Annotated in this window: 37 protein-coding genes and 1 tRNA gene; 19 read left to right on the top strand and 19 right to left on the bottom strand. The window is 68.1% G+C overall.

Going from position 1 to position 25613, the window contains the following annotated elements:
* Nucleotides 1-88: 88 nt before the first annotated feature.
* The 3 genes from FHU38_RS04975 to FHU38_RS04965 all read left to right on the top strand — a co-directional run bounded on the left by FHU38_RS04975 (nt 89) and on the right by FHU38_RS04965 (nt 2356).
* A complete protein-coding gene (locus tag FHU38_RS04975) occupies nt 89-1003 on the top strand; it encodes a cell division protein DivIVA (protein WP_167166949.1) in 915 nt (304 codons plus the stop codon).
* 222 nt (nt 1004-1225) lie between these two features.
* Nucleotides 1226-1609, top strand: coding sequence for an ATP-binding protein (locus tag FHU38_RS04970; protein WP_167166947.1), 384 nt, complete (start codon nt 1226-1228; stop codon nt 1607-1609).
* A gap of 195 nt (nt 1610-1804) precedes the next feature.
* On the top strand, nt 1805-2356 hold the full coding sequence (locus FHU38_RS04965) for a hypothetical protein (RefSeq protein ID WP_167166945.1): 552 nt from the start codon (nt 1805-1807) through the stop codon (nt 2354-2356).
* On the opposite strand, the gene FHU38_RS04960 is transcribed toward FHU38_RS04965, so the two are convergent.
* Genes FHU38_RS04960 through FHU38_RS04940 form a run of 5 tightly spaced genes read right to left on the bottom strand, consistent with a single transcriptional unit; the run spans nt 2353 to nt 6395 of the window.
* Nucleotides 2353-3759: a PP2C family protein-serine/threonine phosphatase gene (locus tag FHU38_RS04960; protein ID WP_243852199.1), complete on the bottom strand. Its 1407-nt coding sequence runs from the start codon at nt 3757-3759 to the stop codon at nt 2353-2355. The two genes, FHU38_RS04965 and FHU38_RS04960, sit on opposite strands and share 4 nt — an antisense overlap.
* Nucleotides 3756-4754, bottom strand: coding sequence for a SpoIIE family protein phosphatase (locus FHU38_RS04955; protein ID WP_167166943.1), 999 nt, complete (start codon nt 4752-4754; stop codon nt 3756-3758). Before FHU38_RS04955 ends, FHU38_RS04960 begins: the two co-directional genes overlap by 4 nt.
* Nucleotides 4751-5176 carry an anti-sigma regulatory factor gene (locus tag FHU38_RS04950; RefSeq protein ID WP_167166941.1) on the bottom strand — a complete coding sequence of 142 codons (426 nt, stop codon included), beginning with the start codon at nt 5174-5176 and terminating at the stop codon, nt 4751-4753. The genes FHU38_RS04955 and FHU38_RS04950 overlap by 4 nt, the downstream gene beginning before the upstream one ends.
* A complete protein-coding gene (locus FHU38_RS04945) occupies nt 5173-5532 on the bottom strand; it encodes an STAS domain-containing protein (protein WP_009156040.1) in 360 nt (119 codons plus the stop codon). The genes FHU38_RS04950 and FHU38_RS04945 overlap by 4 nt, the downstream gene beginning before the upstream one ends.
* A gap of 5 nt (nt 5533-5537) precedes the next feature.
* Nucleotides 5538-6395, bottom strand: coding sequence for an STAS domain-containing protein (locus FHU38_RS04940; protein WP_167166939.1), 858 nt, complete (start codon nt 6393-6395; stop codon nt 5538-5540).
* A 151-nt stretch (nt 6396-6546) separates the two neighbouring features.
* Here FHU38_RS04940 and FHU38_RS04935 point away from each other — a divergent pair, with 151 nt between their 5' ends.
* Nucleotides 6547-6897 (top strand): STAS domain-containing protein, encoded by a 351-nt coding sequence (locus FHU38_RS04935; RefSeq protein ID WP_167166937.1) that lies wholly within the window; start codon nt 6547-6549, stop codon nt 6895-6897.
* A 4-nt stretch (nt 6898-6901) separates the two neighbouring features.
* On the opposite strand, the gene FHU38_RS04930 is transcribed toward FHU38_RS04935, so the two are convergent.
* Both FHU38_RS04930 and ligD read right to left on the bottom strand, forming a co-directional pair.
* Complete coding sequence (locus FHU38_RS04930) at nt 6902-8362, bottom strand: SDR family oxidoreductase (protein ID WP_167166935.1); 1461 nt, start codon at nt 8360-8362, stop codon at nt 6902-6904.
* Nucleotides 8363-8430: 68 nt separating this feature from the next.
* Nucleotides 8431-9390 (bottom strand): non-homologous end-joining DNA ligase, encoded by a 960-nt coding sequence (ligD, locus tag FHU38_RS04925; protein ID WP_167166933.1) that lies wholly within the window; start codon nt 9388-9390, stop codon nt 8431-8433.
* A 163-nt stretch (nt 9391-9553) separates the two neighbouring features.
* On the opposite strand from ligD, the gene FHU38_RS04920 reads away from it, so the two are divergent.
* On the top strand, nt 9554-10729 hold the full coding sequence (locus FHU38_RS04920) for an acyltransferase family protein (protein ID WP_167166931.1): 1176 nt from the start codon (nt 9554-9556) through the stop codon (nt 10727-10729).
* A 4-nt stretch (nt 10730-10733) separates the two neighbouring features.
* Here FHU38_RS04920 and FHU38_RS04915 read toward each other — a convergent pair whose 3' ends face one another.
* Nucleotides 10734-11450, bottom strand: a complete 717-nt coding sequence (locus FHU38_RS04915; RefSeq protein WP_243852198.1) for a TMEM175 family protein — start codon at nt 11448-11450, stop codon at nt 10734-10736.
* Nucleotides 11451-11599: 149 nt separating this feature from the next.
* Nucleotides 11600-12322 carry an SRPBCC family protein gene (locus FHU38_RS04910; RefSeq protein WP_313886666.1) on the bottom strand — a complete coding sequence of 241 codons (723 nt, stop codon included), beginning with the start codon at nt 12320-12322 and terminating at the stop codon, nt 11600-11602.
* Between the two features lie 285 nt (nt 12323-12607).
* Here FHU38_RS04910 and FHU38_RS04905 point away from each other — a divergent pair, with 285 nt between their 5' ends.
* Genes FHU38_RS04905 through FHU38_RS04880 form a run of 6 tightly spaced genes read left to right on the top strand, consistent with a single transcriptional unit; the run spans nt 12608 to nt 15153 of the window.
* Nucleotides 12608-13087 carry an Asp23/Gls24 family envelope stress response protein gene (locus FHU38_RS04905; RefSeq protein WP_167166924.1) on the top strand — a complete coding sequence of 160 codons (480 nt, stop codon included), beginning with the start codon at nt 12608-12610 and terminating at the stop codon, nt 13085-13087.
* Nucleotides 13084-13440: a hypothetical protein gene (locus tag FHU38_RS04900; RefSeq protein ID WP_167166922.1), complete on the top strand. Its 357-nt coding sequence runs from the start codon at nt 13084-13086 to the stop codon at nt 13438-13440. The genes FHU38_RS04905 and FHU38_RS04900 overlap by 4 nt, the downstream gene beginning before the upstream one ends.
* Nucleotides 13437-13607: a hypothetical protein gene (locus FHU38_RS04895; protein ID WP_167166920.1), complete on the top strand. Its 171-nt coding sequence runs from the start codon at nt 13437-13439 to the stop codon at nt 13605-13607. The genes FHU38_RS04900 and FHU38_RS04895 overlap by 4 nt, the downstream gene beginning before the upstream one ends.
* Before the next feature lie 3 nt (nt 13608-13610).
* A complete protein-coding gene (locus FHU38_RS04890; RefSeq protein WP_167166918.1) occupies nt 13611-14051 on the top strand; it encodes an Asp23/Gls24 family envelope stress response protein in 441 nt (146 codons plus the stop codon).
* The gene (locus FHU38_RS04885) at nt 14048-14584 is read left to right on the top strand and encodes a DUF6286 domain-containing protein (RefSeq protein WP_167166916.1); all 537 of its coding nucleotides are present in this window, start codon (nt 14048-14050) and stop codon (nt 14582-14584) included. The genes FHU38_RS04890 and FHU38_RS04885 overlap by 4 nt, the downstream gene beginning before the upstream one ends.
* The gene (locus FHU38_RS04880; RefSeq protein ID WP_167166914.1) at nt 14581-15153 is read left to right on the top strand and encodes an alkaline shock response membrane anchor protein AmaP; all 573 of its coding nucleotides are present in this window, start codon (nt 14581-14583) and stop codon (nt 15151-15153) included. The genes FHU38_RS04885 and FHU38_RS04880 overlap by 4 nt, the downstream gene beginning before the upstream one ends.
* 25 nt (nt 15154-15178) lie before the next feature.
* Here FHU38_RS04880 and FHU38_RS04875 read toward each other — a convergent pair whose 3' ends face one another.
* From FHU38_RS04875 to FHU38_RS04860, 4 genes are all read right to left on the bottom strand, one after another.
* A complete protein-coding gene (locus FHU38_RS04875; protein ID WP_167166912.1) occupies nt 15179-16498 on the bottom strand; it encodes an FAD-dependent oxidoreductase in 1320 nt (439 codons plus the stop codon).
* Nucleotides 16499-17200: 702 nt separating this feature from the next.
* Nucleotides 17201-17274 (bottom strand) — tRNA-Leu (locus FHU38_RS04870).
* Between the two features lie 26 nt (nt 17275-17300).
* On the bottom strand, nt 17301-18623 hold the full coding sequence (locus tag FHU38_RS04865) for an NAD(P)/FAD-dependent oxidoreductase (RefSeq protein WP_167166910.1): 1323 nt from the start codon (nt 18621-18623) through the stop codon (nt 17301-17303).
* 84 nt (nt 18624-18707) lie between these two features.
* Complete coding sequence (locus tag FHU38_RS04860; protein ID WP_167166908.1) at nt 18708-19424, bottom strand: uracil-DNA glycosylase; 717 nt, start codon at nt 19422-19424, stop codon at nt 18708-18710.
* A 24-nt stretch (nt 19425-19448) separates the two neighbouring features.
* On the opposite strand from FHU38_RS04860, the gene FHU38_RS04855 reads away from it, so the two are divergent.
* The 5 genes from FHU38_RS04855 to FHU38_RS04835 all read left to right on the top strand — a co-directional run bounded on the left by FHU38_RS04855 (nt 19449) and on the right by FHU38_RS04835 (nt 21798).
* Entirely contained in the window at nt 19449-20954 is a 1506-nt protein-coding gene (locus FHU38_RS04855) for a S10 family peptidase (protein ID WP_167166906.1), read from the top strand.
* 73 nt (nt 20955-21027) lie between these two features.
* The gene (locus FHU38_RS04850) at nt 21028-21237 is read left to right on the top strand and encodes a hypothetical protein (protein WP_167166904.1); all 210 of its coding nucleotides are present in this window, start codon (nt 21028-21030) and stop codon (nt 21235-21237) included.
* Nucleotides 21234-21518 (top strand): hypothetical protein, encoded by a 285-nt coding sequence (locus FHU38_RS04845; RefSeq protein WP_167166902.1) that lies wholly within the window; start codon nt 21234-21236, stop codon nt 21516-21518. The genes FHU38_RS04850 and FHU38_RS04845 overlap by 4 nt, the downstream gene beginning before the upstream one ends.
* Nucleotides 21515-21655: a hypothetical protein gene (locus tag FHU38_RS04840; RefSeq protein WP_167166900.1), complete on the top strand. Its 141-nt coding sequence runs from the start codon at nt 21515-21517 to the stop codon at nt 21653-21655. The genes FHU38_RS04845 and FHU38_RS04840 overlap by 4 nt, the downstream gene beginning before the upstream one ends.
* On the top strand, nt 21652-21798 hold the full coding sequence (locus tag FHU38_RS04835; RefSeq protein WP_167166898.1) for a hypothetical protein: 147 nt from the start codon (nt 21652-21654) through the stop codon (nt 21796-21798). Before FHU38_RS04840 ends, FHU38_RS04835 begins: the two co-directional genes overlap by 4 nt.
* A 2-nt stretch (nt 21799-21800) precedes the next feature.
* On the opposite strand, the gene FHU38_RS04830 is transcribed toward FHU38_RS04835, so the two are convergent.
* On the bottom strand, nt 21801-22055 hold the full coding sequence (locus FHU38_RS04830; RefSeq protein ID WP_167166896.1) for a winged helix-turn-helix domain-containing protein: 255 nt from the start codon (nt 22053-22055) through the stop codon (nt 21801-21803).
* Nucleotides 22056-22159: 104 nt separating this feature from the next.
* Here FHU38_RS04830 and FHU38_RS04825 point away from each other — a divergent pair, with 104 nt between their 5' ends.
* The 3 genes from FHU38_RS04825 (at nt 22160) to FHU38_RS04815 (ending at nt 23229) form a co-directional block, all read left to right on the top strand.
* A complete protein-coding gene (locus FHU38_RS04825; RefSeq protein WP_167166894.1) occupies nt 22160-22339 on the top strand; it encodes a hypothetical protein in 180 nt (59 codons plus the stop codon).
* Nucleotides 22336-22527 carry a hypothetical protein gene (locus FHU38_RS04820; protein WP_167166892.1) on the top strand — a complete coding sequence of 64 codons (192 nt, stop codon included), beginning with the start codon at nt 22336-22338 and terminating at the stop codon, nt 22525-22527. The genes FHU38_RS04825 and FHU38_RS04820 overlap by 4 nt, the downstream gene beginning before the upstream one ends.
* Before the next feature lie 360 nt (nt 22528-22887).
* Complete coding sequence (locus tag FHU38_RS04815; RefSeq protein ID WP_167166890.1) at nt 22888-23229, top strand: hypothetical protein; 342 nt, start codon at nt 22888-22890, stop codon at nt 23227-23229.
* Nucleotides 23230-23432: 203 nt separating this feature from the next.
* Here the strand turns inward: FHU38_RS04815 and FHU38_RS04810 are convergent, their stop codons facing one another.
* The 5 genes from FHU38_RS04810 to FHU38_RS04790 are packed head-to-tail and all read right to left on the bottom strand — an operon-like array spanning nt 23433 to nt 25613.
* Entirely contained in the window at nt 23433-23633 is a 201-nt protein-coding gene (locus FHU38_RS04810) for a hypothetical protein (RefSeq protein WP_167166887.1), read from the bottom strand.
* 9 nt (nt 23634-23642) lie between these two features.
* Entirely contained in the window at nt 23643-24545 is a 903-nt protein-coding gene (locus tag FHU38_RS04805; RefSeq protein WP_167166885.1) for an N-acetylmuramoyl-L-alanine amidase, read from the bottom strand.
* Between the two features lies 1 nt (nt 24546).
* On the bottom strand, nt 24547-24732 hold the full coding sequence (locus FHU38_RS04800; RefSeq protein ID WP_167166883.1) for a hypothetical protein: 186 nt from the start codon (nt 24730-24732) through the stop codon (nt 24547-24549).
* A 10-nt stretch (nt 24733-24742) separates the two neighbouring features.
* Complete coding sequence (locus FHU38_RS04795; RefSeq protein ID WP_167166881.1) at nt 24743-25123, bottom strand: hypothetical protein; 381 nt, start codon at nt 25121-25123, stop codon at nt 24743-24745.
* Between the two features lie 19 nt (nt 25124-25142).
* On the bottom strand, nt 25143-25613 hold the full coding sequence (locus FHU38_RS04790; protein ID WP_167166879.1) for a hypothetical protein: 471 nt from the start codon (nt 25611-25613) through the stop codon (nt 25143-25145).

The raw sequence follows: 25613 nt of genomic DNA, 5'->3' as shown, positions 1-25613 counted from the left end.
GGAGGCAAAATCTGAGATGGACGGACATCGATCACCCACTCGGCCAGCCTGACGGTGACGAAACCAGGTACGGGGGTACGGTCTGGGCATGGCTTCCGACCACGACAACCGGCTGCTCCCGCTGCGACGGGAGTTCGGCCAGGCATGGCACGGATTCGACCGCAATCAGGTGGCGCAGTACCTCGATCATCTCGAGACGCAGTTGCGCAGGCTCATGGCGGAGCGCGATTCCGCCGTCGCGCGTACGACCGCGGTCTCTCGAGAGCTGGAAACCGCGAAAGCCGAGATCGCCGAACTGCGGCAACGCGTCGAGGAGCTGAAGAAACCGCCGGAGCGCATCGAGGATCTCGACGAGCGGATGCGCAGAACCGTCGAACTGGCCAACACGCAGGCCGGGGAGATCGTCGCTCGCGCGGAGGCCGCAGCGGAGCAGAACTGGGCGCGCAGCAGCGAGGTGTCCAACAAGCTGCACGAGCGATACATGAAGCTGCTGGAGACGCTCGACGGACACGCCGAAGCGCTGCAGCGCGAGCACGAGGAGGCCCTCGCCTCCACCAGGGCCGAGGTGGAGCGCATGACCACCGAGGCGGTGAAACGCCGCGAGCAGTTGGACGCCGAAGCCGAGCAGAAGCGGCGCGCCATCGAAACCGAGTTCGAGTCGCGAATGACGACCGAGCGCCAGGCACTCGAACAAGAGATCACCGAGCAGAAGGAGACCAGTCGGCGCGACGCGGAGCGTCGCGTCGCGGAGGCCACCGCGGAGGCCAAGCGGCTCGTCGAGGAGGCTACCGAGAAGGCGAGCAAGCTCGTCAGGGAGGCCACGGAGGAAGCCGACCGGCGAACCGCCGAGGCCAACGCCACGGTCACCCGCCTTACCAAGATCCGCGAGGAGGCCCGTGCCAGGCTGAGGGAGGCCGACGAGGTGTTGCAGCAGGGCGAGTCCGCGCTGCACCCCGTGCAGGAGGAAGACACCGAGCTGGCGAAGGCACAGCCGAGGTCGTGAGGGCGTGGCGGCGCGCTCAGGACCCGCCACGGAGCAGCTGGGGCCGAGGCGGGCTGAGCCGCACAATGTCGTGCGAGGTCATGCGAGCCGTACCGCGTCGCTCAGCCGACCCTTGGCAGGATATGCGGAGTGTGACGAGAAAGACTTCACTCTCATCACTTCGCCGGGTAGAGAGTTACCGGTCGGAAGTCATACCGTGCACTGGTCAGGAAAGGGGCGACCTTGACAGACCGGTCCGTGGAGGTCTCCGTCGACGCGGAACCAGAGTTGGTTCCGGTGATCCGTAATGTCGCGGCCGACCTTGCCATTCGGATGGACCTGCAACTCGACACCATCGCTGACCTGCGACTGGCGGTCGACGAGGCCTGCGGGCTACTGCTGAAACAGGCGGCGACCCCGGCCACGCTGCGCTGCCGCTTCACGCTTTCCGAACGCACCATTACCGCGCGCGCGGAGGTCGCCTGCGAAGACGGCGCGACCCCGCCGCAAGAAGGCTTCAGCTGGCACGTGTTGAACGCGCTCGTCCGCGAGGTGCGCAGCCAGACGGTCAGGGAATCGGACGGAGCTCCGGTGGCCGTCATCGAACTGGCGGTCAGCGACGCCTAGTGCCTGGTTGTCGCCGGTCGTGAGGTCGTAGACGCCCTTCGGCGAAGCGGACCGGTTGACCTCGTAAGGCGCCGATTCACGGAACCGGCGCCGCCACCACCGACGTCCCACCGGCATGTTCGTGGTCGCGCTGCTGGCCGGCGCTCTCGCACTGCTCTTCGCCTTCCTCGGTACCCGCGACCAGCGGGAACTGTGGTGGACCCTGTACGCACCCTGGCACGCGGACCCGAAGGCGAACGAACCGTCCGAGGTCGCCTTCACGGCACGTCGCGCCGGCTGGTTCATCGCCTCCGCGACGATGGCCACCGGCGCGGTGCTGGTTTCAACTCCGCGCAACAACTGTCGCTCAGCGGCGGTGAGGTACACGAGGCCGCCGAGGAGGCCGCGCGGGCGCTCGCCTCCGATGAGGACGGCGTGCTGGCCGGTGGCGTGACCTTCGACAGCTTCCAACCCTACGTCGAGGACGCGGTGCGGGAATCGGCCACGGCCAAGGACAACGCCGTCATGCTACGGGTAACCAGGGCCGACGACGAGGTCACCGAGACGGAAGCGGGCGGCGCACAGCAGGAGGGTGACCAACTCGTCGAGCACTACGTGGTCACAGGCGACGGCGACGAGCAAGCGTGCCTCACGGTGACGGGCACGAACCTGGGCGAGCATGCCTCGCCCTATCCCGTCAGCTCCGACGCCATGCCCGCGACGTACTCATACCAACTCTCGGCGTCCGTTTCGGACGGAGCATGTTAAACCGGCTCACGCCCATGACCGTCGCGATAGGACAGTCGAGGCCGGCTTTCGTCGGCGGCGGGCTGCCCCCACGTACACATCAGCAGGCACACATCGTCGTCGTGGTCGCTGGCTCCGAGCATCTCCCGCAGCACGTACTCGGCGCGATGATCGAGTTCTCGCTGCTCACACCCGCGCACGGCCTGCACCAGTCGAGCCATGCCGGCGTCGAGATCGCTGTTCCTGCGTTCGATGAGGCCGTCGGTATACAGCACAACAGCCGAGCCGGGTGACAGCTTTCGCTCGTGTTCGGGGATCGAAGTACCTGGAAGCAGATGAATGCCCAGCATGGGCGCGTGCGCGGCCTCCAGATAGCCGATCCTGCCGGAGGCGTCCTCCAGCAGCGGCGGCGGATGTCCCGCGCTCGCCCAGCGCATCACCCCGGTGCCCGGTTCGATCTCCACGACAACAGCCGTGGCGTACAGCGACGTTTCCGCACCGCGCAAAAGTTCGTGCACCAGCCGCAACGACACGGCGGGGCCGTGCCCTTCCAGGGCGTAGGCCCGCAGGGCGTTCTGCAGTTTTCCCATCACCACGGCAGCATCCACACCGTGACCGGTGACATCACCCACCGTGAGCACCACGGTACCGTCGGCCCGCTGGACCGCGTCGTACCAGTCGCCGCCGACGTGCACCCCGCTTGTCGCGGAAAGGTACCGGGCGACCAGCCCCAGATCGCGGTACGGGCCGAGCACGGGCAGCATGGCCCGCTGCAACCGTTCGGCCAATTCGTGTTCCCGCTCGTACTCGTTGGCGTTACGCAGTCCCGCGGCCGCTCGATTGGCGACCCCCTGCGCGAGGCTGATGTCGTCGGTGGTGAACTCAGCGGAGTCGCGGTGCAGGTCGAAAACCCCGAGTACGCGTGGGCCCACCGTGAGAGGCACGCTAACCCTGTGCCTGCCTTCGCACTCCGGCCGTTGCGAACGCACCGCAGCGACCGTGGTCGCGTCCGGTTCGAGGCCAGGATCGGCGGCGCAGCTCAGCCGGTGGTCAAGCGCGGTCCACACACAGATCCAGTCGGCGAATCCGTGCGACTGGAGCAATTCGGCGATCTCGTCCAGTAGGTGCGTGCGGTCCAGCGAGGTCGCCGAGGCCCGGCTGACCTTGTCGAGAAAGGCGGTGCGTTGCCGTTGCTTGTCGATCTCGGCGTGCAGTGCCAACAGTCCGGCATTGGTCTGTTCCAGCTCCGACTGGTGCCAGCGCAGCTCGCGGTCACGCTCGTTGATCACATCCACGAGCGCTTTCAATACCTCGCTCAGTTCACCCGCCGAGGCCAACTCGGCTTCGACGGCCCGCCATGCGCCTGGTGGAAGTTCCCTGCCCCGCAGTAGCCGACCGAGCTCGGCGCCCGCATCCTTCGTCATGGCCCCGCACCTCCTGCCGCCACCAGCACGCAGGCGTCATCCCTGCGCCGCACATGCCGCCCGAGCAGCCACCCAGCCACAGTAGCGGGGTCGCGGTCGAACGCACCGGCCAACTCCGCGTCGCCCCATCGTTCGGAGACACCATCGGTGTGCATGATCAGCCAGCTTCCTTCGGACCACGGTCGCGTCAAAGGCTGAACCCGCTTGCCCCGGCGCTGCCTCCTTCCCACGATCCCCGGTACCGACACGAGTGTCTCGTGATCACCCTGGGGTGAGAACAGCCGAACGGTGGTGTTGCCGACCCCACAGAACAGCATGCTGGAGCGTGCCGGGTGGAACTGCGCAACGGCCACCGTCGCACCGCGTCGCGCCGTACCGTCGGCGTCCATCGCGGCGATGAGCTCGCTGGGTGACGTAGTGGGGTCGGCTGTGACGTGCGCCGTGGCAGCCGCACTCGCGATCGCCGCCTCCGGACCGTGCCCGAGCCCGTCACTGACCGCGATCGTAGTGATGCCGTCACGCTCGGCCACCACCCAACTGTCCCCGCACACCGTCTCTCCCAGCGCCGTGAACATGGCGACCCCCGGCCGCACACCGAGCCGGGGCCGCGGACCCACGAGCCAACGCGCCAGCACAACCGTGCCCTCACCGTAGCGGGATAGGATGTCGAACTCATCGGCCATGCGGCGAACGCCACCGAGGCCGATCCCGAGCGTTCCCGAAGTGGAGTAGCCGTCGCGCATGCTGTCCTCGACGTGCCGAAGGCCGGGGCCGCGATCGGTGGCGATCAGATCGAAGGCGCCCAGCCGCCCGACCGCCACCAGCAGACCGTCCACCGCGTACTTCACCAGGTTGCCCGCCAGCTCCGTAGCCGCTACGGCAACCCGCTCCACTTCCCGTTCCGCGAGCCCTGCCTCGCGCGCGAGAACACCGGTCTGCTGGCGGGCCTGCCTGACGTGCACCGGTTCGCGCACCGGCAGTGCCATACCGGTCATCTTGGTGCCGCTCTACCCGTGTGGAAGCCCACGATGACCGTCGTTCCCTGACCCGGCTGCGTCCTCAACTCGAACTCGTCGGCCAACCGCCTGGCGCCGGTGAGACCCAGTCCGAGACCTCCCGCGGTGCTGTAGCCGTCGGTGAGGGCAAGTTCGACGTCGGCGATGCCAGGCCCCTCGTCACGGAACACCAGCCGTAGCGTGGCTCGGTGGGTGTCCTGCTCCAGCTCCACCTCGGCCATACCGCCGCCGCCGTGCTTGAGGGTATTGCGGGCCAGTTCGCTGGCCGCCGTGACCAGCTTCGTCTGCTCCACCAGGGAGAAACCCACCGACACCGCGACCTCGCGAACGGCCTGCCGGATCTGCACGATGTCGACCTCATCGCGGATGGCGACCTCGTGCACGGTGAGCAGACTCGTCATCGCGGACCTGCGCTGTCCAGCAAGGACATGCCCGCGCTCACCGAGAGCGCGGTTCGCATGCCCGGCAGCGTCAGGCCGAGTTCGACGAGTGTGATGGCCACCTCGGGGCGCATGCCGACGACGACCGTCCTCGCGGCGAGGAGGTCGCACGCGCCCGCGATGTCGTGCAGTGTTCTGGCCAAGAACGAATCGACGATCTCCAGTCCGGAGATGTCGATGAGTACCCCCCGTGCGCCGGAGTCCGCGGCTCGCGCGGTCAGCTCCTCGTGCAGTCCGATAGCGTCCTGATCGGTCAGCTCGCCTCGGATCGTGGCGAGCAGAACGTCGCCAAGGCCCACAACGGAGGTCGCGTTCATGACGGCTATCCCACCCCGCGCTCAGTGGCGGTGATGGACATGCCGATGCTTCGGAGCGCGTAGGCGAAGGCGTCGGCAAGCGTCGCGCGGGTTGCGACCTCGCCGAGGTCGATCCCGAGCTGAACCATCGTCTGTGCGATCTGCGGGCGGATTCCGCTGATGACACACTCCGCGCCCATCAGTCTCGCCGCCATGGCGGTCTTGAGGAGGTGCTGGGCGACCAGTGTGTCAACGGCGGTCACTCCGGTGATGTCCAGGATCGCGACACGTGCCTGCTGAGCCACGATTTGCTGCAGCAGACTCTCCGTCGCCGCCTGGCTACGCATGCTGTCCAACGTTCCGATCAGCGGGATGGCGAGCACACCGTTCCACAGCTTTATCACCGGAGTCGACAGCTCGGCGAGCTGTTCCTGCTGGGCGAGGATCGTGTCGGCGCCCGCGGAAAGCTCGATCTCCAGCAGCGCGATGCGCAGCGTGTTGAGTGCCGTGGACAGTGCCATCGCGCCGTGCTGCGCGATGTCGGCAGGCACGTCCTGCTCTTCCCACAGCCGCAGCAGCGGCTCCTTCAGCAATGTGACGTCGGGCCGCTTGCTGCCCGACGGCCCGCCCGCCGACCGCGACGCCAGCGAGCCGAGCACGGTCCTGACCGCGGCGAACCCCTCGGCCGAAGGGTCCTCCTCCGCGCCGGTGTCGATCACCTTCCGTACCCCGGAAAGCAGCGCCGCCGACTCCTCGGCGGCGTCGGCGGGATTGCGCGTACCGAACAGCGGCGTCGCCGCCCATTCTCGCGCGATGCGCTCCTGGTTTTCCGTCAGGAATTCAGCCAGGCGGTCTCTAACTATTTGGCCTGGGTCGAGGGTCATCCGAACTCCCGCATCGCAAAGAACGCCGTCAGCGGCTCACGTACTGAAGATTTCCTAGCTCCCTGGCAAACTTAGGCCACAAGACGGTGAACCTCCACCGGGGGTGCGGCCCTGTTTCAACCGGCCCCAGCTTCACGGGAGATGGCGCACGATGACACACGACGAGAATCCGGCACCTCCGCCGACCCCGACGGTCCGTGCCGAACTCGTCAGCGACGAAGGACGCATCACCCTGGCCGGAGAGGTCGATCACGGCATAGCGCCGCAGCTCGACGACGCGCTCGAACGGCTGCTCTCCGGTGGGGCGCGGCGACTGGTGGTGGACTTCGCGAGGCTCTCCTTCTTCGACTCCGCGTGCATCAGCGCCCTGGTGCGCGCACACGCCGCCATCACCGACCGCGGTGGGACCATGAGACTGGTCAACGTGGACCGATTCGCGCACAGGGTGCTGCAGATCGCCGGGTTGCTGCCGCTGTTCGAGATCGAGCAGGCGCAGCGGTAGCGCCTCAACCGCCGCGACGCTCCGCGGCTCCGGTGATGTTGCGGGCCATCCCACCGAACACCACCGCGTGCAACGGCGCGATGCTCTTCCAGTACAGGTGCCCCGCCAGGCCATGCGGCTGGAACAGCGCGCGCTGCCGGTACCGCGAGCCGCCGGAGTCCGTCGGGGTCACCGACAGCTCGAGCCAGGCCTGCCCCGGTAGCCGCATCTCGGCCCGCAGCCGGAGGAACGTCGGCCGGTCCAGCCGCTCGACCCGCCACCAGTCCAGCGCCTCGCCGACCCGGAGCCGCCGGGGGTCACGTCTGCCTCTGCGCAGTCCAGCTCCGCCGACCAACCGGTCCAGCCAGCCGCGCACCGACCAGGCAGGTGGGAAGGAGTACCAGCCCTGTTCCCCACCGATCGACTCCACGATCTGCCACAACGTCTCGGGGTCCGCACTGGTCCGCTGCTCGCGCACATCCTCGTAGAGTGTCCCGCCCGCCCAGTCGGGGTCGGTCGGCAGCGGGTCGGAGGGGGCACCGGGGGCCGCAGCGTCCGACCAGCGGGTCGGCACGTCGGCCTTACGGGTTCTCGCCAACGCCATCTGCACGGCGTTGTCGAATCCGGTGAGTCCGCCGTCTGGGTCGGAAATGTAGCGCTCGACGTCGTGGTCGTGGCAGATCACCTCGTGCACGAGCGACTCGATCAGCGGCACCGCGATGCTGCGCGGCACCGGGGTGACGAGATTGACCCACTGCGCCGACAGCCACGGGGTCAGCACCGGTACCGGCACCACGAGGCGCCTGCGCAGCATCGCAACCCTGGCGTACCTGCGCATCATCTCCAGGTAGGTCAGCACGTCGGGGCCGCAGATGTCGAAGGCGCCGTTGAGTCGGCGCTCGATCGTCGCCGCCCGCACCAGGTAGTGCAGCACATCACCCACCGCGATCGGCTGGATGCGGTTGTGCACCCACCGTGGCGTGATCATGACGGGTAGGTTCTCGGTCAGGTAGCGCAACATCTCGAAGCTGGCCGAGCCCGAGCCGATGATCACCGCGGCGCGCAGCACCACTGCCGGCACCGGGGAGTCGAGCAGGATACGGCCGACCTCCGCGCGCGAGCCGAGGTGCGCGGAAAGCTCCCCGCCCTCAGGGGTGATGCCGCCGAGGTAGACGATGCGCGACACCCCCGCCGAGGCGGCGGCGCCCGCGAGTATCTCCGCCGCGCGCCGGTCTACGTCCACGAAGTCACGCTGGTGCAGTGAGTGCACGAGGTAGTACGCGACATCCTGCCCCGCGAGCGCCGCCGCCACGTCTTCCGGATTCGTCGCGTCCCCACGCACGACCTCCGCCCGGCCGCGCCAGTCGACACCCGCCAGCTTCTCAGGGGTTCTCGCCACGGCACGGACCGAATGTCCTTCCGCCAACAGCCAGGGCACCAGGCGCCCCCCGATGTACCCGGTTGCACCGAAGACGACGCATCGCATCCCATCATCGTCACCCCACGACCAGCGAGTGACGGGCTGTCACCGCGTGGACCAGCCGATCGAGCGACTCACTGCTCGATGCCGTCGCGGTCGGCCCACTCCAGCAGCGGCTCAAGCGAGTAGGCGACGTCGTCGATGCCGCTGTGCAGGTCGCCGAGTTCGGCGAACCGTCGCGGCAGGGTGGCGATCGTGCACTCACGAGGCTCCACGTCGGCGATCTCGTCCCACCTGATCGGCGTGGAAACGGTGGCCTCCGGCACGCCCCGCACCGAGTAGGCGCCTGCGATGGTGTGGTCGCGGGCGTTCTGGTTGTAGTCGACGAACAGCAGCGTCGGGTCGCGGTCCTTGCGCCACCACGCGGTGGTGACATCCCTCGGCGCACGCCGCTCGACCTCCACCGCGAAGGCACGCGCGGCCCTGCGCACCTCGGAGAAGCCCCACCTCGGCTCGATGCGCACATAGATGTGCATTCCGTCGCCACCGGACGTCTTGGGCCAGCCGACGATACCCAGTTCGGTCAATACCTCGTGGGCGACGCCGGCGACCCTGCGGACCCTTTCGAACGGGCAGCGCGGCATCGGGTCCAGATCGATGCGCCACTCGTCCGGGTGTTCGGTGTCGGCGCTGCGCGAGTTCCAGGGGTGGAACTCGACCGTGGACATCTGCACGGCCCAGATCACACTGGCCAATTCGGTAACGCAGAGTTCGTCGGCGTACCTGCCGTAGCGCGGGAAGTGCACCCGCACGGTCCGCAGCCATGGCGGCGCACCGCGCGGAACGCGTTTCTGGTGCACCTTCTGCCCCGCCACTCCGGACGGGAACCGGTGCAGCATGCATGGCCGCTCGTACAGGGCACGCACGATCCCTTCACCAACGGCGAGGTAGTAGTGCGCGAGGTCCAGTTTGGTCTCCCCGCGCGCGGCGAAGTACACGCGGTCGGGGTTGGTGATGCGCACGGTGCGGGTGCCGACCTCCAGGTCGACTGCCCCTCCCGCGCTGTCCTCGGTTCGGTCGGCATCCCTGGCCATGCAGCCGACGGTAACCCGACCCGGCCGCGCTCACCGGCTCTCGACCAGGCGGTGTGGTGGCGCGCAAGTCCCGAGGGCACAGGGCAGTTCGCCCCTTGTCGTGGTCCCTTGCCGACACCCACAGTGAGGGCCGGAACCACACGAGAATCCGACTGGAGCACACGTGACCGCGGCCAGGCAAGCACACGACGACAAGGCGAACGGCGGCGTGACCGATCAGCGGACCAGGCGGGTGCCCGCCCTCGACACCCTGCGGGCCGCGCTGGTCGCCTGGATCATCGGCGGGCACGCGTTGCTCGGCTACTCCGCGGTCGGTGGCTGGGCATACGACGAGGTCAACGAGGTCACTTTCACTCCTGTGGTGGAACTGGTGCTGATCGGGATACTCGGGCCGTCGGCACTGTTCGTACTCGGCACCTTTTTCATGATCGCCGGACTGTTCACACCGGGACCGCTCGCCAGGAGGGGGCCCGCCAAGTTCGCCGGGCACAGGGCCGTCCGTCTCGGCCTGCCGTTCGTGCTCAGCCTGCTGGTGCTGTGGCCGTTGTCGGTGTGGCTCGCCTACTACGCGGCGGGCAGATCGGTGACCTTCGGCTGGGTGCTCGTCGGCCGGGAGCGAATGCTCGACTCCGGCGCGCTGTGGTTCGCCGAGGTGCTGCTGGTGTTCTCGCTGGCCTATGCCTCGTGGCGGACGATGACCGGTGAACAGCGGTCACGGGGCCTCATCACGGGCAAGCAACTGGTCGTTGTCGGCATCGCGCTTGCGCTGGTCACCTTCGTCGTGCGGCTGTGGACCCAGGCACGCGCCACGGAGGTGCTCGACCTGCACCTTTGGCAGTGGCCGCAGCTTGCCGTGATGTTCTGGCTCGGGGTGACCCAGTCGCACACCGGTCTGCGTGAGCGGGTGCCGACCAGGCTTTACCACGGCTGCGGTGTTGCCGTGGCGGGCGTGATCCTCGCGCTTCCGGTGCTGGCGGCGGTGGTGGGCGTCGGTGACGTCGCCGCGCAGGCCGATCCGTTCCTCGGCGGCTGGCACTGGCAGGCGCTGCTGCTGGCTACTGTCGAGGCGACTCTCGTTGTCGCCGGGTCGATGTGGCTGCTGGGGTTCGCGCAGCGACGGTTCTCCGGAACCGGACCGGTGATCACGGGAGCGGCACGGGGCTCGTTCGCGGCCTTCGTGATTCAGGGCCCGGTGCTGATCCTGCTCGCCGTGGCGATGCGCCCGCTTCCACTGCCCGCGGAAGTCAAGGGGCCACTGCTGGCGGTACTCGCGATCGTGGCGTGTTTCGGACTGGGCTGGTTGGCGGTCACCCGGACACCGCTGGGCAAGTTGCTCTGATGGCCTATCCGCGGCGCCGCCTCGCGAACCGTGCCGCCAGCACGGTCAGCGGGATGGCCAGCAACCAGGAGAACTCGGCGACGGTCGTGGAGAGGAACGCCAGTCCCAGCGAGGGCACGAATCCCGACACCGCACCCAGTCCCCTCGCCAGCGCCATCCGGATCTCCGCCGGGTCGGTGTCGGGATGTGTCAGCGGCCGCGTACCCCGGCGCAGCCTTGGCCGCCCCCGCGCCGCATACCACCACACGCCGCTGGAGCTGAGGCCGGTGAGGATGATGCTCAGTGCGTAGAGCAGCACCGCGGCGACGCTGTCACCGTGCTGACCCAGCACGGCCGTGGGAAACGGCAGCACAGCCACCCAGAACAGGAACACCAGGTTTAGCGTGAGCAGGACGCTGTCGGCACGGGCGATGCGCAGGAACCCTCGGTGGTGTACCCGCCAGAACCGCCCGATCACCGCGAAGCTCAACGCGAACGCACCGAACTCGGGCAGCAGCCCCAGCAGATCTTCCTCGACGTGACCCTCACGAAACCGCGCCTGCGCCAATGGCAGTACCAGCAGCGTGATGGCGATGGCGAACACGCCGTCGCTGAAGGCCACCACCCGCTCGACGCCACTGGTCGCGCGCTCGGCAGGCTGGGCGTTCCTGGCCGCGTTCCTGGCCGCGTTCCTGGCCGCGTTCCTGGCCGCGTTCCTGGCCGCGTTCCTGGCCGCGTTCATGGTCGTGGAAGTCCTCGGCGGGGCATGGCCCCGAGCATGGACCTCGATAGCGCGGGCCGGACGCGGCACACCCCGGCCGTGCCCCGAGCTTCAACCGGCCGGGCGAACACGTGCCGCGATCGACCTGGCGACCTCGGCGCCGAGCACGACTAACCTTGACCGTCCACAGCGGACACATCCGAGCTGTTACGGACCTCGATCGAGCGATCGGCGGAGCGAGTGCCTGCCAGGCGCTCGGCGCGCTCCTTGATGCCGAGCAGCATCTTGCGCTCCATGATCAGACTGCCCGGTTCCATGACCGCGAAGTTGAACGCCCTCCTCGGCGGCGAGGCGCCCGGGGTGGCTATGCGGTTTCGGCTGATCAGCCTGGTGCCTTCGAGCACGGCGGCAAGGGTGAACGCCCACACCCACTGGCCGTCCTCGGAACGCAACACCAGTGCCTGCTCAGGCCGAAGGATCTGCACCCGCAGCGCGGGACCGTTCGAGCCGACCGGGAGCACGTCACCGACCCGGAGGTTCTGCAGTTCGGGAACGATCTCGGCAACGCTGTGCATGTCGAGCCCAAGTAGGTTCTCCACCCAGTCGTAGGTGTAGGCACCGCCACGGCCACTGCCCATCTGAACGAGCCATGGCCACACGTCCGAAGGCGGCGCCTCGATCGTGATGGCCCTTGTCGCCAGCATGTCCGGCCCCGCGAGGAGGTCGTCCCCCGGCATCGCGTTGCCTGCTTCCTCTACCGTGGCCCCCCAGGTCAGGCACCACTGTCGCCACAGCAGCGGGTAGGACGCGACGGCGGCGGTGATCGCGCCCGCGAGGGCGCCCGTGGTGAGGGCGGCGAGCTTGGTCTTCTTCACGGCTTCGATGCTCGCCACACCGACGGTGGCCGCACAGAGTCGGAATGCCCACATCGGTGCGGTCGTGGTTCAGCCTCGGAGCGCGACCCGCTGGTCCGGGAGTTTGTCCGGTTCGTCAGGTGTATCGAACCGGTGGTGGGGTATGCCGTATCTACGATCGTGTGCTCCCCGGTGAGCGCTTTCGGATCTCACGACGCCGGCTGAGGTCCACTCGATCGGCCGTGTCGGGCGTCGAGTTCGCCAACCTCGCACAACCACCCGACCGGCAGCCAAGATCCATGGCCTAGCAGAAGGACCGCGGTTATGAGCACTCCAACCTCGCAGAAGAACACCGACAGGACGGCGGGTGACGGCGCCGACGCCCAGCGAAGGGGCAACGAGTTGAGCACCTCGCGGGGCACCACCACGATCGCCGACGCTGTGGTGCAAAAGATCGCAGGACTGGCGGCACGTGAGGTCAGCGGCGTTTACAGCCTGGGGGGTGGCGCCGCACGCGCGATGGGAGCGCTGCGGGAGCGCATTCCCGGCGCGTCCGCCAGCGCGGGGCAGGGCGTGGCCGTCGAGGTCGGGGAGAAGCAGGCCGCTGTCGACCTTGAATTACTGGTTGAGTACGGCGTGTCCATCGTCGACCTCGCGCAGGCCGTACGGCGCAACGTTATCTCTTCGATCGAGCGGATGACCGGTCTCGAGGTCGTCGAGGTCAACCTGAGCGTCAACGACATCCACCTGCCCGGCGACGACAACGAGGAAGAGTCCTCCGAATCGAGCGGACGGGTTCAGTGAGTGTTGGCGTCGAACTCGACGTCGACCGCATCGCCGCGGCGGTCCGGGAGCGCCCGCCCGTCGCGGACCTGCACGGTGGCCGTTTCGGCGAGATCGCCACCTACCTGCCCGGACGGCGGGTCACCGGCGTGCGGGTACGCCCAGCGGACATCACCGTCGGGATCGTCGGGCGCTACCCCGCGACCGTCGCGGAGATGGCTGACGCGGTCCGCACCGCGGTCGGGCCCGTGGACCGGCCCGTGCACGTCGCGGTAATGGACATCAAAGCCGACACGAACACGAACACGACCGACCGCACGGCTTCGGCCAGCGAAGATCAGGTAGCGGTCGGCTCAGCAAGGAGAATGCCGTGAACTTCACCGCACTCGCGCTGCTCTCCGGCATCGCTTTGGGCTTCGCGGCCGCGTTCGGGGGCTTCAGCGCCTTCCTGCTGGTACTGGTGCTCGGCGCGCTGGGACTCCTCGTGGGCCTGGTCGCCGACGGGAAGCTCAACGTCTCCCAGTTCACCGGTCGACGCTGACCCATGACAGCTTCCGACACCATGCCCAACACCATGCCCGACACCGTTCGACTCACCGACAGCGTCGACAGTGACCTCGCCGAGGAACGCGGAACCAGGGGCCGGACCACGATCGCTGACCGCGTGGTCGAACGCCTCGCCGTCCACGCGGCCCGCGAGGTGGAAGGGGTAGGCGGGTCGGCACGCCGCCTGCTCGGTGTCAGGGTCACCGGCGAGGCACCGCGGCGTTCGGTGCAGGCGAGCGCGCACGTGAGCGGCGGGAGCGCTTCGCTGCGGGTACAGCTCTCCGTGCGGTACCCGACGTCTGTGGCCCGCACCGTTGAGCGGGCCCGCGACCACATCATGCGCAGGGTCACCGAGCTGACCGGTCTCGAGGTGTCCCGCGTGGACGTCACGGTCACCGCGCTGCACGGCGACACCGAACCACGGAGGACGGTCCAGTGATTCGCCGCCCACGCCGCGGCGTTCCCGCGACACTCACCGCGCTCGCCCTGCTGGTGATCTCGGTTCTCGTCGCGATGTCGGCCATCCAACTGCTCACGAACAGCCCGCCGGTGCTCGACTACGACGCCATCGCCCGATCGCTGAACTCCACCACGTGGAACGACCTTGTCGTCGCCGTCTTCGGCGCACTCGCCGTTGCGCTCGGGTTGGCGCTACTGGTGGCTGTGGTCCTGCCGGGCAGGGCGAGAGTGCTCCCGCTGAGCGACGATCCGGCGGAGCTGGATTCGGGGGTGTCCCGCCACAGCATGCTGCGTGACCTGCGTGCCGCGGCGAAGTCGGTCGACGGGGTGACGAGGGCCAAGCTGAGCCTGCGGCGTGGCGTGGTCGTCGCCAAGGTACGTACCGACCGCGGGACGACCGGCGGACTCGTCGAGGCGGTGGGCGGCGCGCTACGGCAGCGGCTCGACCGGATCTCACCTGCCACGCGCCCTGCCCTGCGAGTCAGGATCGCGACGACCAGGAGCGCGCAGTGAAGAGTGTGAACCGGCCATCGCGGCTGAACCGGAGCCTGCTCGCCGTCGTCGGGGCGGTGCTGGTGGCGGGAGGCGGGGTCGCACTGAGCACATACTTCGGCTGGTCGGGTCTGTTCGAACCGACCGCGCCCCTCGTACCTGGCACCCAACAGCCACCGACGTGGGCGCTCTACGTCACGGCGGCGGTCGCGGTGCTGGTGGCCGTGGCCTGCCTGCTGTGGCTGGCCGCCCAGTTCACCCGCGAACCGAGAACCCGGACGTGGCACCTCGAGACGGACCCGGCACGGGGACACACCGATATCGCACCGGGTACCGCCGTCGAGCCGCTCGTCCACGACATCGTCAGCTACCCGGGCGTGCACACCGCCGACGCCACACTGGCGGGAAACCGCGAATCGCCGCTGCTGTCGCTGGTGGTCACCACGGAGCAGGATGCCGACCTGACCGCGGTCCGCGAGCAGATCGCGGCCCACGGCCTTCCCCGGCTGCGGCAGGCGCTGGACCTGAGCACGCTGCCCGCCGTGCTGGAGTTCCGGGTCGCGGGCCCGGCGGGCAGCCGCGTGTCATAGCCCTACTTGTCGCGCCGCAGCACCATCAGCTTTCGGTGCGGGGAGTCGACAGGCTGAGCGGCTCCGAGTCGGCGCAACAACCTCCGGCCACCGAGGAGTCCGGCTCGTCGAACAATCCCGCTCCGCCGCAAACCCCGGTCTCGGGCAGCACCAGTTCCACCCGCTCGGCGGCCTCCTGGTCGCCTGCCAGGTGCGCCGCGATGCTGCGCACCTGCTCGTAGCCCGTCATCGCGAGGAAGGTGGGTGCGCGGCCGTAGCTCTTCATTCCGGTCAGGAACACACCCGGCTCCGGATGGGACAGTTCGCGCGCGCCGTGCGGGTAGACAGTGCCGCACGAGTGCACGTTCGGGTCGATCAGCGGTGCGAGCCCTACCGGTGCCTGCAACGTCGCGTCCAACTCCAGTCGCAGTTCCGACAGCCAGCTCAAGTCCGGCCGGAAGCCGGTCAGCGCTACCACCTCGGCCACGTCGGTGACCCGGTGATCGTGGGCGGACACCAGTGTCAGTAGCCCATCGTCCTGCCGCCGTACAGCCTCGGTGCGGAATCCGGTGACCACCTCCACCCCACCGGCGGCGACGGCTTCCCTCGCGCGCAACCCCAGTGCCCCACGCGCGGGCAGTTGGTCGGCCTCGCCACCGCCGAACGCGTCGCCGACCTCACCTCGGCGCAGCAGCCAGCTCACCCGCGTTTCCGGAAGACCTGCCAACGCGACCAGCGCTGTCAGCGCCGAGTGACCACTTCCCGCCACGACCACGTGTCGTCCGGTGTAGCGCGCCCTTGTCAGCTCGTCGGCCAGGTCGGGCATCCGGTAGCTGACGCGATCCGCCGCCGCGCGCTCCCCGGGCGCGGGTAGCCCGTCGCCCCCGAGCGGATTCGGCGAGCCCCAGGTTCCCGACGCGTCGATGAGCGCACGGGCCGTCAGCAGCCCCTCGCGGCCGTCTCGGTGTCGGATGTGGACGGTCAGTGGCTCGCTGTGCCTGCCCGCGTCCACCACGCGGTCCCTGCCCCTGCGGGCCGCACCGACCACCTCCACTCCGAACCGCACCCGCGCGCCAAGGGCCGCCGCGAGCGGACGCAGGTACTCGTTCACCCACTGCGCGCCGGTCGGGTAGGCCTCACTCGAGGGCGGCCGCCAACCCGCCGCGTCGAGCAACCGCCGAGCGGCCGGGGCCACCAGCTCGGACCAACGCGAGAACAGCCGCACGTGGTGCCACTGAGCGACCGCGGCCCCCGCCTCGGCCCCACGTTCCAGCACCACCGGCTCGATTCCCCGCTCGGCCAGCTCGGCCGCCGCGGCCAGGCCAACCGGGCCCGCGCCCACCACAACCACCGGATACTCGCTCATGAGACACCTTTCATCGACTGTCATCGATTGATCGCACCGACCGTATCGACAGTCATAGATCTAGGCAACTATCGATTGCGGTCGATGCGACGGGATCGGCCTGCGATACGCGCCCTATGGTGCGGCGCTTGCTGTCGCTGCCGATCGCACGGAAAGCGTGGGATTTGGGATGCCTTGCGGCCGCGTGGACCAGCCGAGCCACGGCCCCGGCCGATGCGCGGGGACCGGCGCCAGCCGCACGCCCCGCGCAGGCTCGGTCGGAGCAGAAGGGCAGTAGGCCGGCGGCCCTGACGGGGCCGCCTTGAAGAAGTAGAGAAAGTTGGAACACACGGCGTGCGGCGGATTCTGTGAACCGACAGGCGACGCGCGACAGATGTCTGCCAGCAGATGCGCAACACCTAGACATGCTCTATGTCTACGATCCGGCCATGGGCGAGCACGGGACCGGTTCGCGCGGTCGATGTTGGGCTTGCAGAGATCGACTGCAAGAACCAGCGACCAGGCCGAGTTCACGATCAATCTGTTGGTTGTAGGCCAGGCGGCCTGGGACGACGCACGGCGCAACACCGTTGGTACTCGGCACGACCGAGCCCGAACATGATCGCGCTACACCGCTACGCGCGGTTGATCCGAAGTATTCCGGGGACAAACCGGGGAAGTGATCTTGATCCGGTTACCGCGAACCGCTGACCGGCCAGGAAGTGCCCCCGACGGGACTCGAACCCGCACTGAATCGATTTTAAGTCGACTGCCTCTGCCAATTGGGCTACGGGGGCACCTGCAGCTTAAGCCCCCACCGCCGTCATGACTTGGAAGCCCTGGCGAATTCCTCTTTCGGATTGTTGATCTGGCCGAGCGAAACCACTTCGCGGCGGAACAACCCGCCGAGTAGCCAGTCCAACAGGATGCGGGTTTTGCGGTTGACCGTAGGCATGGCCTTCAGGTGGTAGGCGCGGTGGAAGAGCCACGCCGGAAGACCCTTGATCTTCAGCCCGAGCATGTCGGCGACACCCTTGTGCAGCCCGAGGCTGGCGACCGAACCGAGGTTCTTGTGGGAGTAGTCGGTCGGCGCCTCGCCACGCAGCACGCGGACGATGTTCCTCGCCAGATGCCTGCCCTGCCGCACCGCGTGTTGCGCGTTGGGCGGGCAGGTGGCGGTCGGATCGTCCTCGGTGCGCGACAGATCGGGAACCGCGGCGATGTCGCCCGCCGTCCACACGCCTGGCACGCCGACCACCTGCAGCGCCGCTGTGGCCTGCAGCCTGCCGCGCTTGTCAAGCGGCAGGTCCGAGTTCGCCAGAACGGGATTGGCCTTCACGCCCGCGGTCCAGATGATGGTGTCGCTGTCGAACTCGGTGCCGTCGGAGAGCACCACGTGGCCGTTCTCGAACGACTTCGCCGCCGTCGACAGGTACACCTCGATGCCGCGCTTTTCCAGCTGCTCGGCCGTCCACACCCCCAGCGTCTCCCGCACCTCCGGCAGGATGCGCCCGGCGGCTTCCACCAGCACCCAACGGATGTCGGCGGGATCGATGTTCTCGTAGTAGCGGGTCGCCGAGCGGGTCATGTCCTCCAGTTCGGCCAGCGCCTCGATACCCGCGAACCCTCCGCCGACCACGGTGAAGGTCAGCAAGCGTTTGCGCAGCTCCGGATCCAGCGTGCTCGCGGCCTGGTCGAGCTTCGTCAGGACGTAGTTGCGCAGGTAGATGGCCTCACCGATGGTCTTGAAGGCGATGCCCTCCTCAGCGAGGCCAGGTATCGGCAGCAGCCGGGCGACCGAGCCGAGCGCCACCACGAGCACGTCGTAGCTGAGCTGCTCGATGTGGCCGTCGGCGGCCTCCACCGTGACGTTCTTGCGCTCGTGATCGATCTTGGTCACGCGCGCGGTGAGCACATGGCAGCGCTGCAGGGATCGGCGCAGTGGCACCACGACATGCCGGGGTTCGATGGCCCCGGCCGCCGCCTCCGGCAGGAACGGTTGGTAGGTCATGTGCGGCTGCGGGTCGACGATCGTCACCGAAGCCTCGTTGGCGCGCAGCCTCTTCTGCAGGCCGAGGGCCGTGTAGAGACCGACATACCCGCCGCCGAGGATCAGGATCCGCGTCGGTTCCGACTTGACTGCCATGACTCCATGGTTGCACCGTGTTCGGCTGGACGCTCGTGGCCCCTATTCCGCTGTGACCAGGGTCGCTACGGTCGCGTAACCGATTCAGTCGAGTTCCGCGAGTGAAGCCGCGTTGGCAAGGACGTCACGCAGCATCGCCGGCGTGAGCCTCCCGGTGAAGGTGTTCTGCTGTGACACGTGGTAGGAGCCGAGCAGTTGCAGTGGCACCGGACCTGCCAGCGTGACCCTGACCCCGTGTCCGAACCGTGGCCGGGGGCGCGGCACCGACCAGCCCGCCTCGCCGAGCGCGGTGAGCAGCGCCTGCCAGCCGAACGCGCCGAGCACTACGGCCGCACGCAACGTCGGCCGCAGCAACTCCAGCTCCCGCCGCAACCACATCCCGCAGGTGTCGCGCTCGGCCGGGGTCGGCTTGTTGCCGGGCGGGGCGCAGTGAACCGGAGCGGTAATGCGAGTTCCGCGCAGTCGCAGCCCGTCGCCCGCATGGACCGACGTCGGCCGCGAGGCGAGTCCGACGTCGTACAGCGCCTGGAACAACACGTCACCGGAACGGTCGCCGGTGAACATCCGGCCGGTTCGGTTGCCACCGTGCGCCGCGGGCGCGAGACCGACGATCAGCAACGCCGCGTCCGCAGGACCGAAGCCCGGCACAGGGCGACCCCAGTACGTCTCTTCCGCGTACGAGGCACGTTTCGTTCGCGCGACTTGCTCACGCCACGCCACCAGCCGCGGGCAGGCACGGCACTGGCTCACCGCTTCGTCAAGTGCCGGTATCGACGTCACCGCAATCGCCACACCAGCCATTGTGCCTTGATCTAGGTTGGGGCAATGCCAGACAACACAGCCGAGGAACCACAGACCCAGGACGAGGCCGCAGCGGGCAAGACCGCCGGTGCCTCGAACGGCGAACCTACCGACGACCTGGTCACCACGAGGCACACCCTCAGCCTCAAGCGCCGCAAGCTCGCCTACACCGTGAGAACGGGGCGCATCGTGTTGCGTAAGGAAGTGCTCACCGAGGGCAAGTTCGACGGCCACAGGCCGAAGGCCGAGGTTTTCGTCACTGCGTACACGCTCGACGGCGCCGACACGTCCACTCGCCCGGTGACCTTCGCCTTCAACGGTGGTCCCGGGTCGTCTAGCATCTGGCTGCACATGGGACTGCTCGGCCCTCGCCGAGTGGTCTCCGGTGATGTGGCCGACCCCGAGCCACCGCCCTACCAGCTCGCCGACAATGCCGAAACCCTGCTCGCGCACAGCGACCTGGTGTTCATCGATCCGGTGTCAACCGGCTACTCGCGTGCCGCGACGGGCGAATCGCCGAAGGAGTACCACGGGTTCGCTCCCGACGTGGAGTCGGTCGGCGAGGTGATCCGCCTGTGGACGTCGCGCAACGAGCGTTGGCTTTCGCCCAAGTTCGTCGCGGGTGAGTCATACGGAACGCTGCGTGCCGCCGCGCTGGCATCGCACCTGCAGGAGCGACACGGCCTGTACCTCAACGGGCTGCTGCTCATCTCCTCGGTACTCGATCTCGGCACGATCATGTTCCACGAGGGCAACGACCTGCCGTACTCGTTGTACGTGCCGACGTACGCGGCGATCGCCCACTACCACGGCAAGCACGGTGACCGCCCGCTGGAAGAGGTGCTGGCCGAGGCCGAGGAGTTCGCCTCGCGTGACCTGCCGTGGGCGTTGCGGCAGGGTGCCAGGCTCTCGGCTGCCGAGCGCGCCGATGTCGTTTCCCGGTTGGCCTCGCTCACCGGTCTCAGCGAGTCCTATGTAGACCGCGTAGGGCTCCGGATCGAGCACGTGCGTTTCTTCACCGAACTGTTGCGCGACCAGGGACTCACCACGGGCCGGATGGACGGGCGGTTCACGACGTGGGAGCCCGACGGCGGCAGGGAACACATGAGCGATGACGCGTCGATCTCCCGAATCATGGGAGCCTACTCCGCCGCGTTCAATCACTATGTCCGTGCGGAACTCGAGTACGCCAACGACCTTCCGTACGAGATCCTGGCGCTGGACGTCAACAAGGAATGGTCGTACTCGGACTTCGAGGGTCGGCCGGTGTCGGTGGTGGAGGGTCTCAGCACGGCGATGCGGGCGAATCCGCATCTGAAGGTGCACGTGGCATTGGGCCACTACGACGGCGCGACCCCGTACTATGCCGCCGAGCACGTCATCGCTGCCCTGCGCATCCCCGAAGAGTTGCGGTCCAATGTGGAGACGGCCTACTACCCGGCGGGTCACATGATGTACGTACACGAGCCCTCGCGGATGCGGCAGTCGGCCGACCTCGCGGCGTTCATCTCTACCAGCTCAAATAGGTAGCAGAAGATGATCTAGCAAAACACTGGCATGGGACAAACGTGGGACCGAAGGGTCTACCACCCAAGAGGTACCCATGTCCCATGCCAGGCAGATCAACACCTGCTTCGCCTTCCTTGACCGGCCACACTCACGGCGGCGCCGCACCGCGGGCCGCAACCTCAAGCGCCTCGCCGCCTGGCCGCTCGTGGCCACCGCGATCGCGATCACGCTGATCGGTTTCACCCAGCCCGGCGCCCTCACCGGCTCGGTCCAGCCCGTGCAGCGGGTGGTGATCGACCGATGAGCGACACCCTCGAGCAGCCCGCCGTCGTCGCGATGCTCCGTCGACTCGCCGAGGACATCGCCGACCGCGACCGCCTCGTCGCCGAGACCCTCGCCGCCGAAGAATCCCGCGCCGTGTTGCCGGAGTACCGCCGCCAGCAACTACTCGACAACGCCAAGCTCGAGCACCGCTATCAAGCGCTGCAGAACGGGCTGCACTGGCTGATCGGCTGGCACCGCACCGACGACACCCCCGTCGACCGCGACGAGCTCGTCGCGCTGCTGCAGGCGGTGACACGGTGACCGCGCCGTCCAGCTGCGCCCCCTGCGGCGGGAGCGGCTTCCTCGAGGTCACCGTCGACGACGGCACCATCCGGGTGCCGTGCGCCGCGTGCGAGGCCACCGGCATCGACGGCGACGAGTTGTGGAGCGACTGGTGACCCGCGTCCTCGATCTGGTGCTGCGGGCTGCTGTGGAGCTGGTGATGCTGATCGCCGCGCCGGTGGTCGTGGCCACGGAGTGGGTGCGGCGCGCTCGGCAGCGACCCGACGACGATGACGACCAGGCCGAGCAAGCGATGTAGGCCTACTCGTCGCGCTTGCCCACGAACGTGCCCTTGATCGGCACCGTGTAGACCAGGCCGCGCTCGCGGAGCTCCTGCACCGCTCGGCGGCCGGTGCGTAGCGACACCCCGTACTCGTCGGCGAACTCCGTCTCGCGCGGCAATCGTGCACCTGCAGGTAGCTCGCCGGCCTCGATGCGTGCCTGCACGTGGTCGGCGATCTGCTGATACAGGTAGCGCGGGCTCGCGTGGTCAGGCTCGAATGGTGGGACGCTCACGCGCGGGAACGTAGCCGGACGTGTCGCGGCCAAACCTACGCTCACTCGTCCATTCGGGTGAGCACGCTTACGGTCGCGTCCCCACGCGCTCTACAGTGACCTGCATGGATGCGCGCACTCGCACCACGACACTGGCGCCGGCCGATGGTGCCCGTCACGACATCGCCGGCTGGACCCGCGACCACGACGACGACATTGTCGTGCTGACCTGCTGTGGTCGTGTGCTGCCGCTCGCCGACAGACCCGCCGACGCCGAGCCCTGCGAGACCTGCCTGCGCACGTGACCACGGCGCAGTGGCGGATCGTGGGCCAGGGCTGGCACGCGGTCATCGGCCACGGCCGCGACCACGACGGTGAGCTGTACTGCCGCACGGCGTGCGGCTGGCTGGTGTGGCCGTCGGTGCTGGATGCGCGGCTGCGGGACGCGCCGCAGTGTGGCGCGTGCGCCGACCGGTATCCGCGTCCAAAGTGAGTTGTTGACCGAGGCCGCCCCTGGGGGTGGGCGGCCCGATACATAACAGGCATGTCACGACTGGGGGTATCACCTTAACGAGTGAGCGAGCCACTGCGATGCTCCCAGAGCAGCGGGAAGTACTAGATCGCCCGAATGGAGTCTTATGTCGCGCCCTAGACATCCCGATCCTGAACTGGAGAAGCTACTCAAGAGTCTGGAGCGGCAGGGCTGGAGGGTATGGCGCGGCAAGGGCTACTACAAGGCGTACTGCTCATGTCCGGATCGTCACAAGAAGACGATCCGTATCACACCCAATAAGAGTTATAACCTGAACGTGCGGATGCAACTCAAGCGTCGCACTTGCTGGCAGGAGGAACGATGACGTACTACATCGAACTGGGGTTCACAGTACGCACCGACTCCCCCGATGCGCTGGATCAGGACCTCGACAACCTGATGGACGCTCTCGTCGAGGAGCCGGGTGCCACGGACGCCGACCTCGCTGCCGAACTCTCCACTGGCAATGTGTGGATCAACATGTATATCGACGCTGACGATGACCAGGCAGCGTTCGGCCAGGCTCTTGTCGTGGCACGCTCGGCGATCCATAAGGCGGGCGGCTTCACTGGTGGATGGATAGACGGCACGGACCGTGGAGGCCTGCCGGTGGAGGACACCTACAACGTCCGCGTCCAGCCTGCTGAACTCGTCGACTGCTGACATGCAGTAAGCAACAGCCACCTGAGTACCACACTCAGGGGACGGTCGGAAAACTTACTGCAGTCGCGGGAAGTTTTTGGCTGCGGTTCACGTCTCAGCAGCGGCAACCGCAGCGGCAGCCACACCTCTTCGGCTCGGGTGGCGGCGGGGGTGTCTGCGGCCCGTCCCGGGTCGGTGGGACCCGACCGTCAGACCGCTGGCCCCTACCCATCGGTGCTGCTCCGGTTGGGGACGCGCCACACCGCCGCCACCGTGCCCACCGCCACCACGATCGCCGACACGACGGTGCCGAGCTCGTCGAGCCCGATCACCTCGTCAGCCACCACCGGCGTCAACGCCGTCGCCAGACCGCCGACCGCCGCGACCACGGCCTTGGCGATCCGGCCGATCCTGCCCCTGATCATGCTGCCTCCCTAGAACTCGAACGACACCTCTCCGGTGTAGTCGTCGTAGTGGCCCTCGACCGGCGGGTAATCCCAGTACAGCGCGAACCCCGTCGCCTTCTCCGGGATCGGCACCCGCCACGGCCGCAGCCGGTGAATCGTGTTGTGGACCGCGTCCTTCGCGACCCAGTCGAAATCCGGCCACCGCGTGTCCATGTCGTGCGTCGACGGGTAGCCGGGACCGTGCCAGATGATCCGGGCCGACATCTGCCCGTGCGGGCACCCGACGATCACCCGCGTGGCGCCGTCGGGGATGGACCGGTACTGGCCGTGCTTGCCGGGCTGCAGCTGCATAGTGGATTCCTCCTGTAGGTAGCGGCGCTGTGCGCCACCGGTCGATGGGGAAGCGCCGCCACCGCCGATGGGTTGGGTGGCGCGAGCGTTGATGCGGGGGATCGCGGCGTAGGCATGGCGTCCGGGGCATGCGGTGGCCGTGAGGTCCCGGTGCCCACCGTCCAGTCTGGCCTCGCGCCACCATCCCTGCGCCTGGCCGTGCCGCAGCAGCCATGCCACCGCGTCCAGCTGCAGCTCGGTGGGCTCGTCGGTCTCGTAGTTGCCTACCAGGCAGATCGCGCGGCCGATCGTGTTGTGGCCGTACGTGTGCGCCCCAGTTTTGGCGATGTGGTGGCCCTCGAAGATGAGCCCTGCCGGGGTGATGCCGAAGGTATAGGGAAACCCGTACACACTGCCGAAGCGTTGCGCGCCGATGCGCTCGATCGTGCGGATGGCCTCGAAGTCGTCCGTCCACGGCGGCACCGTGTCCGGCGCGACCGTCACCGAGTGATGCAGCCACACCTCCGACGCAGGCAGCGTCGTCCAGTAGCGACCGTCGCCGTGCCGCGCGCCCCACTCCTCGCGAGGGATGATCCGCATGTCAGCCTCCTGTCGCTGGGAGTAGTCGTGCGATGCTGCCGCCGATCGCGCCGGCCGCGCCGGCCACAACCCACGCCCACCGCTCGAGTTTCCGCAGCCGTATTTCGTGGTCGTCGCGTTTCACAATCAACAGATCGAGCTTCGTTTCGATCGTGGCGAGCCGCTCACCGACCGTGTCATCACCCATGTACGTGCTCCTAGATGCTGAAACTGCAACCGTCGATGTGGAACGGTGAGGTGCCGGCTATCCCCCAGATCTCCATGTTCCCGTTCGTGCGCACGAACACGCGCGGGTTACCGGCCGCGCCGCCAGCACCGGAGTCGTTGGCGGATACGGCGAACGATACCGACGCGGCCGGCCGGAACTCGGCGGCGAGCGTGGCGAACACGGTGCCGGCGGTGACGGTGCCGCCGGACAGGCCGCCGCGCAGCTGCACTGTGCTTTCGTCCATCAACAACCGGACCGCGGGAACGTAGTAGCCGGTGCGCTGTACCCACCCGGCCAGCAGCGTCAGCGGCACCCACGGGCCCTCATTCAGATCAGAAGCACGCAGTTTCTGTCCGGCCAGAAAATGCACGTCGATTCCCCCCTTCCCGTTACAGCCACATGCCGCGGTAGGTGATGTCGAGGTGGGTGGACTCCCCGGTGCTGGACACGGTGGCGGCGGTGGTGGGATGCCAGGCGTTGACGCGGATCGCGGAGCCGGCGGTGAAATATCGGTTCAGCGAGCAGGCTGCGGTGGGGGTTCCGGAGTCGGAAGCGCGGAGCGCGGCTAACGAGAACCCGCCGGCACCCTCGTAGATCGACAGTTGCAGCACGTTGGCGCCGTTGTGTCGGATGCCGGCGTGGATTTCCCACACCCCGTCCCGCTGCAGCGTGAAGATCGAGTTCCCGGTTCCGGTTACCGTCACGAGTGGGGTGGCGGTGGTGATGTTGTTGAACTGCAGTGGGGTGTCGGTGCTGGCGGCGATGGATTGTCCGCCGGGGGCGTACCAGCGGCCGTGCGCGTCGATGGACAACGCGATCAGGTCGGATGCGCGCAGTTTCTGCCCAGCGAAGAACGGCAT

It is taken from the genome of Saccharomonospora amisosensis (assembly GCF_011761185.1).
Taxonomy (GTDB): Bacteria; Actinomycetota; Actinomycetes; order Mycobacteriales; family Pseudonocardiaceae; genus Saccharomonospora_A; species Saccharomonospora_A amisosensis.
The sequence above is the reverse complement of the archived record's forward strand: the minus strand, read 5'-3'. Positions and strand labels throughout refer to the sequence as shown.

Excerpts from the sequence above, each read along its gene's own strand:
- FHU38_RS04960 (WP_243852199.1), bottom strand. The coding sequence starts at position 3,759 with ATGACGAAGGATGCGGGCGCCGAGCTCGGTCGGCTACTGCGGGGCAGG.
- FHU38_RS04810 (WP_167166887.1), bottom strand. The coding sequence starts at position 23,633 with ATGATCAGGGGCAGGATCGGCCGGATCGCCAAGGCCGTGGTCGCGGCG.
- FHU38_RS04905 (WP_167166924.1), top strand. The coding sequence starts at position 12,608 with ATGAGCACTCCAACCTCGCAGAAGAACACCGACAGGACGGCGGGTGAC.
- FHU38_RS04950 (WP_167166941.1), bottom strand. The coding sequence starts at position 5,176 with ATGACGAGTCTGCTCACCGTGCACGAGGTCGCCATCCGCGATGAGGTC.
- ligD (WP_167166933.1), bottom strand. The coding sequence starts at position 9,390 with ATGGCCAGGGATGCCGACCGAACCGAGGACAGCGCGGGAGGGGCAGTC.
- FHU38_RS04865 (WP_167166910.1), bottom strand. The coding sequence starts at position 18,623 with ATGGCAGTCAAGTCGGAACCGACGCGGATCCTGATCCTCGGCGGCGGG.
- FHU38_RS04805 (WP_167166885.1), bottom strand. The coding sequence starts at position 24,545 with ATGCGGATCATCCCTCGCGAGGAGTGGGGCGCGCGGCACGGCGACGGT.
- FHU38_RS04915 (WP_243852198.1), bottom strand. The coding sequence starts at position 11,450 with ATGAACGCGGCCAGGAACGCGGCCAGGAACGCGGCCAGGAACGCGGCC.
- FHU38_RS04800 (WP_167166883.1), bottom strand. The coding sequence starts at position 24,732 with ATGGGTGATGACACGGTCGGTGAGCGGCTCGCCACGATCGAAACGAAG.
- FHU38_RS04940 (WP_167166939.1), bottom strand. The coding sequence starts at position 6,395 with ATGACCCTCGACCCAGGCCAAATAGTTAGAGACCGCCTGGCTGAATTC.
- FHU38_RS04845 (WP_167166902.1), top strand. The coding sequence starts at position 21,234 with ATGAGCGACACCCTCGAGCAGCCCGCCGTCGTCGCGATGCTCCGTCGA.
- FHU38_RS04850 (WP_167166904.1), top strand. The coding sequence starts at position 21,028 with ATGTCCCATGCCAGGCAGATCAACACCTGCTTCGCCTTCCTTGACCGG.
- FHU38_RS04875 (WP_167166912.1), bottom strand. The coding sequence starts at position 16,498 with ATGAGCGAGTATCCGGTGGTTGTGGTGGGCGCGGGCCCGGTTGGCCTG.
- FHU38_RS04825 (WP_167166894.1), top strand. The coding sequence starts at position 22,160 with ATGGATGCGCGCACTCGCACCACGACACTGGCGCCGGCCGATGGTGCC.
- FHU38_RS04890 (WP_167166918.1), top strand. The coding sequence starts at position 13,611 with ATGACAGCTTCCGACACCATGCCCAACACCATGCCCGACACCGTTCGA.
- FHU38_RS04815 (WP_167166890.1), top strand. The coding sequence starts at position 22,888 with ATGACGTACTACATCGAACTGGGGTTCACAGTACGCACCGACTCCCCC.
- FHU38_RS04955 (WP_167166943.1), bottom strand. The coding sequence starts at position 4,754 with ATGACCGGTATGGCACTGCCGGTGCGCGAACCGGTGCACGTCAGGCAG.
- FHU38_RS04945 (WP_009156040.1), bottom strand. The coding sequence starts at position 5,532 with ATGAACGCGACCTCCGTTGTGGGCCTTGGCGACGTTCTGCTCGCCACG.
- FHU38_RS04790 (WP_167166879.1), bottom strand. The coding sequence starts at position 25,613 with ATGCCGTTCTTCGCTGGGCAGAAACTGCGCGCATCCGACCTGATCGCG.
- FHU38_RS04860 (WP_167166908.1), bottom strand. The coding sequence starts at position 19,424 with ATGGCTGGTGTGGCGATTGCGGTGACGTCGATACCGGCACTTGACGAA.
- FHU38_RS04930 (WP_167166935.1), bottom strand. The coding sequence starts at position 8,362 with ATGCGATGCGTCGTCTTCGGTGCAACCGGGTACATCGGGGGGCGCCTG.
- FHU38_RS04935 (WP_167166937.1), top strand. The coding sequence starts at position 6,547 with ATGACACACGACGAGAATCCGGCACCTCCGCCGACCCCGACGGTCCGT.
- FHU38_RS04855 (WP_167166906.1), top strand. The coding sequence starts at position 19,449 with ATGCCAGACAACACAGCCGAGGAACCACAGACCCAGGACGAGGCCGCA.
- FHU38_RS04975 (WP_167166949.1), top strand. The coding sequence starts at position 89 with ATGGCTTCCGACCACGACAACCGGCTGCTCCCGCTGCGACGGGAGTTC.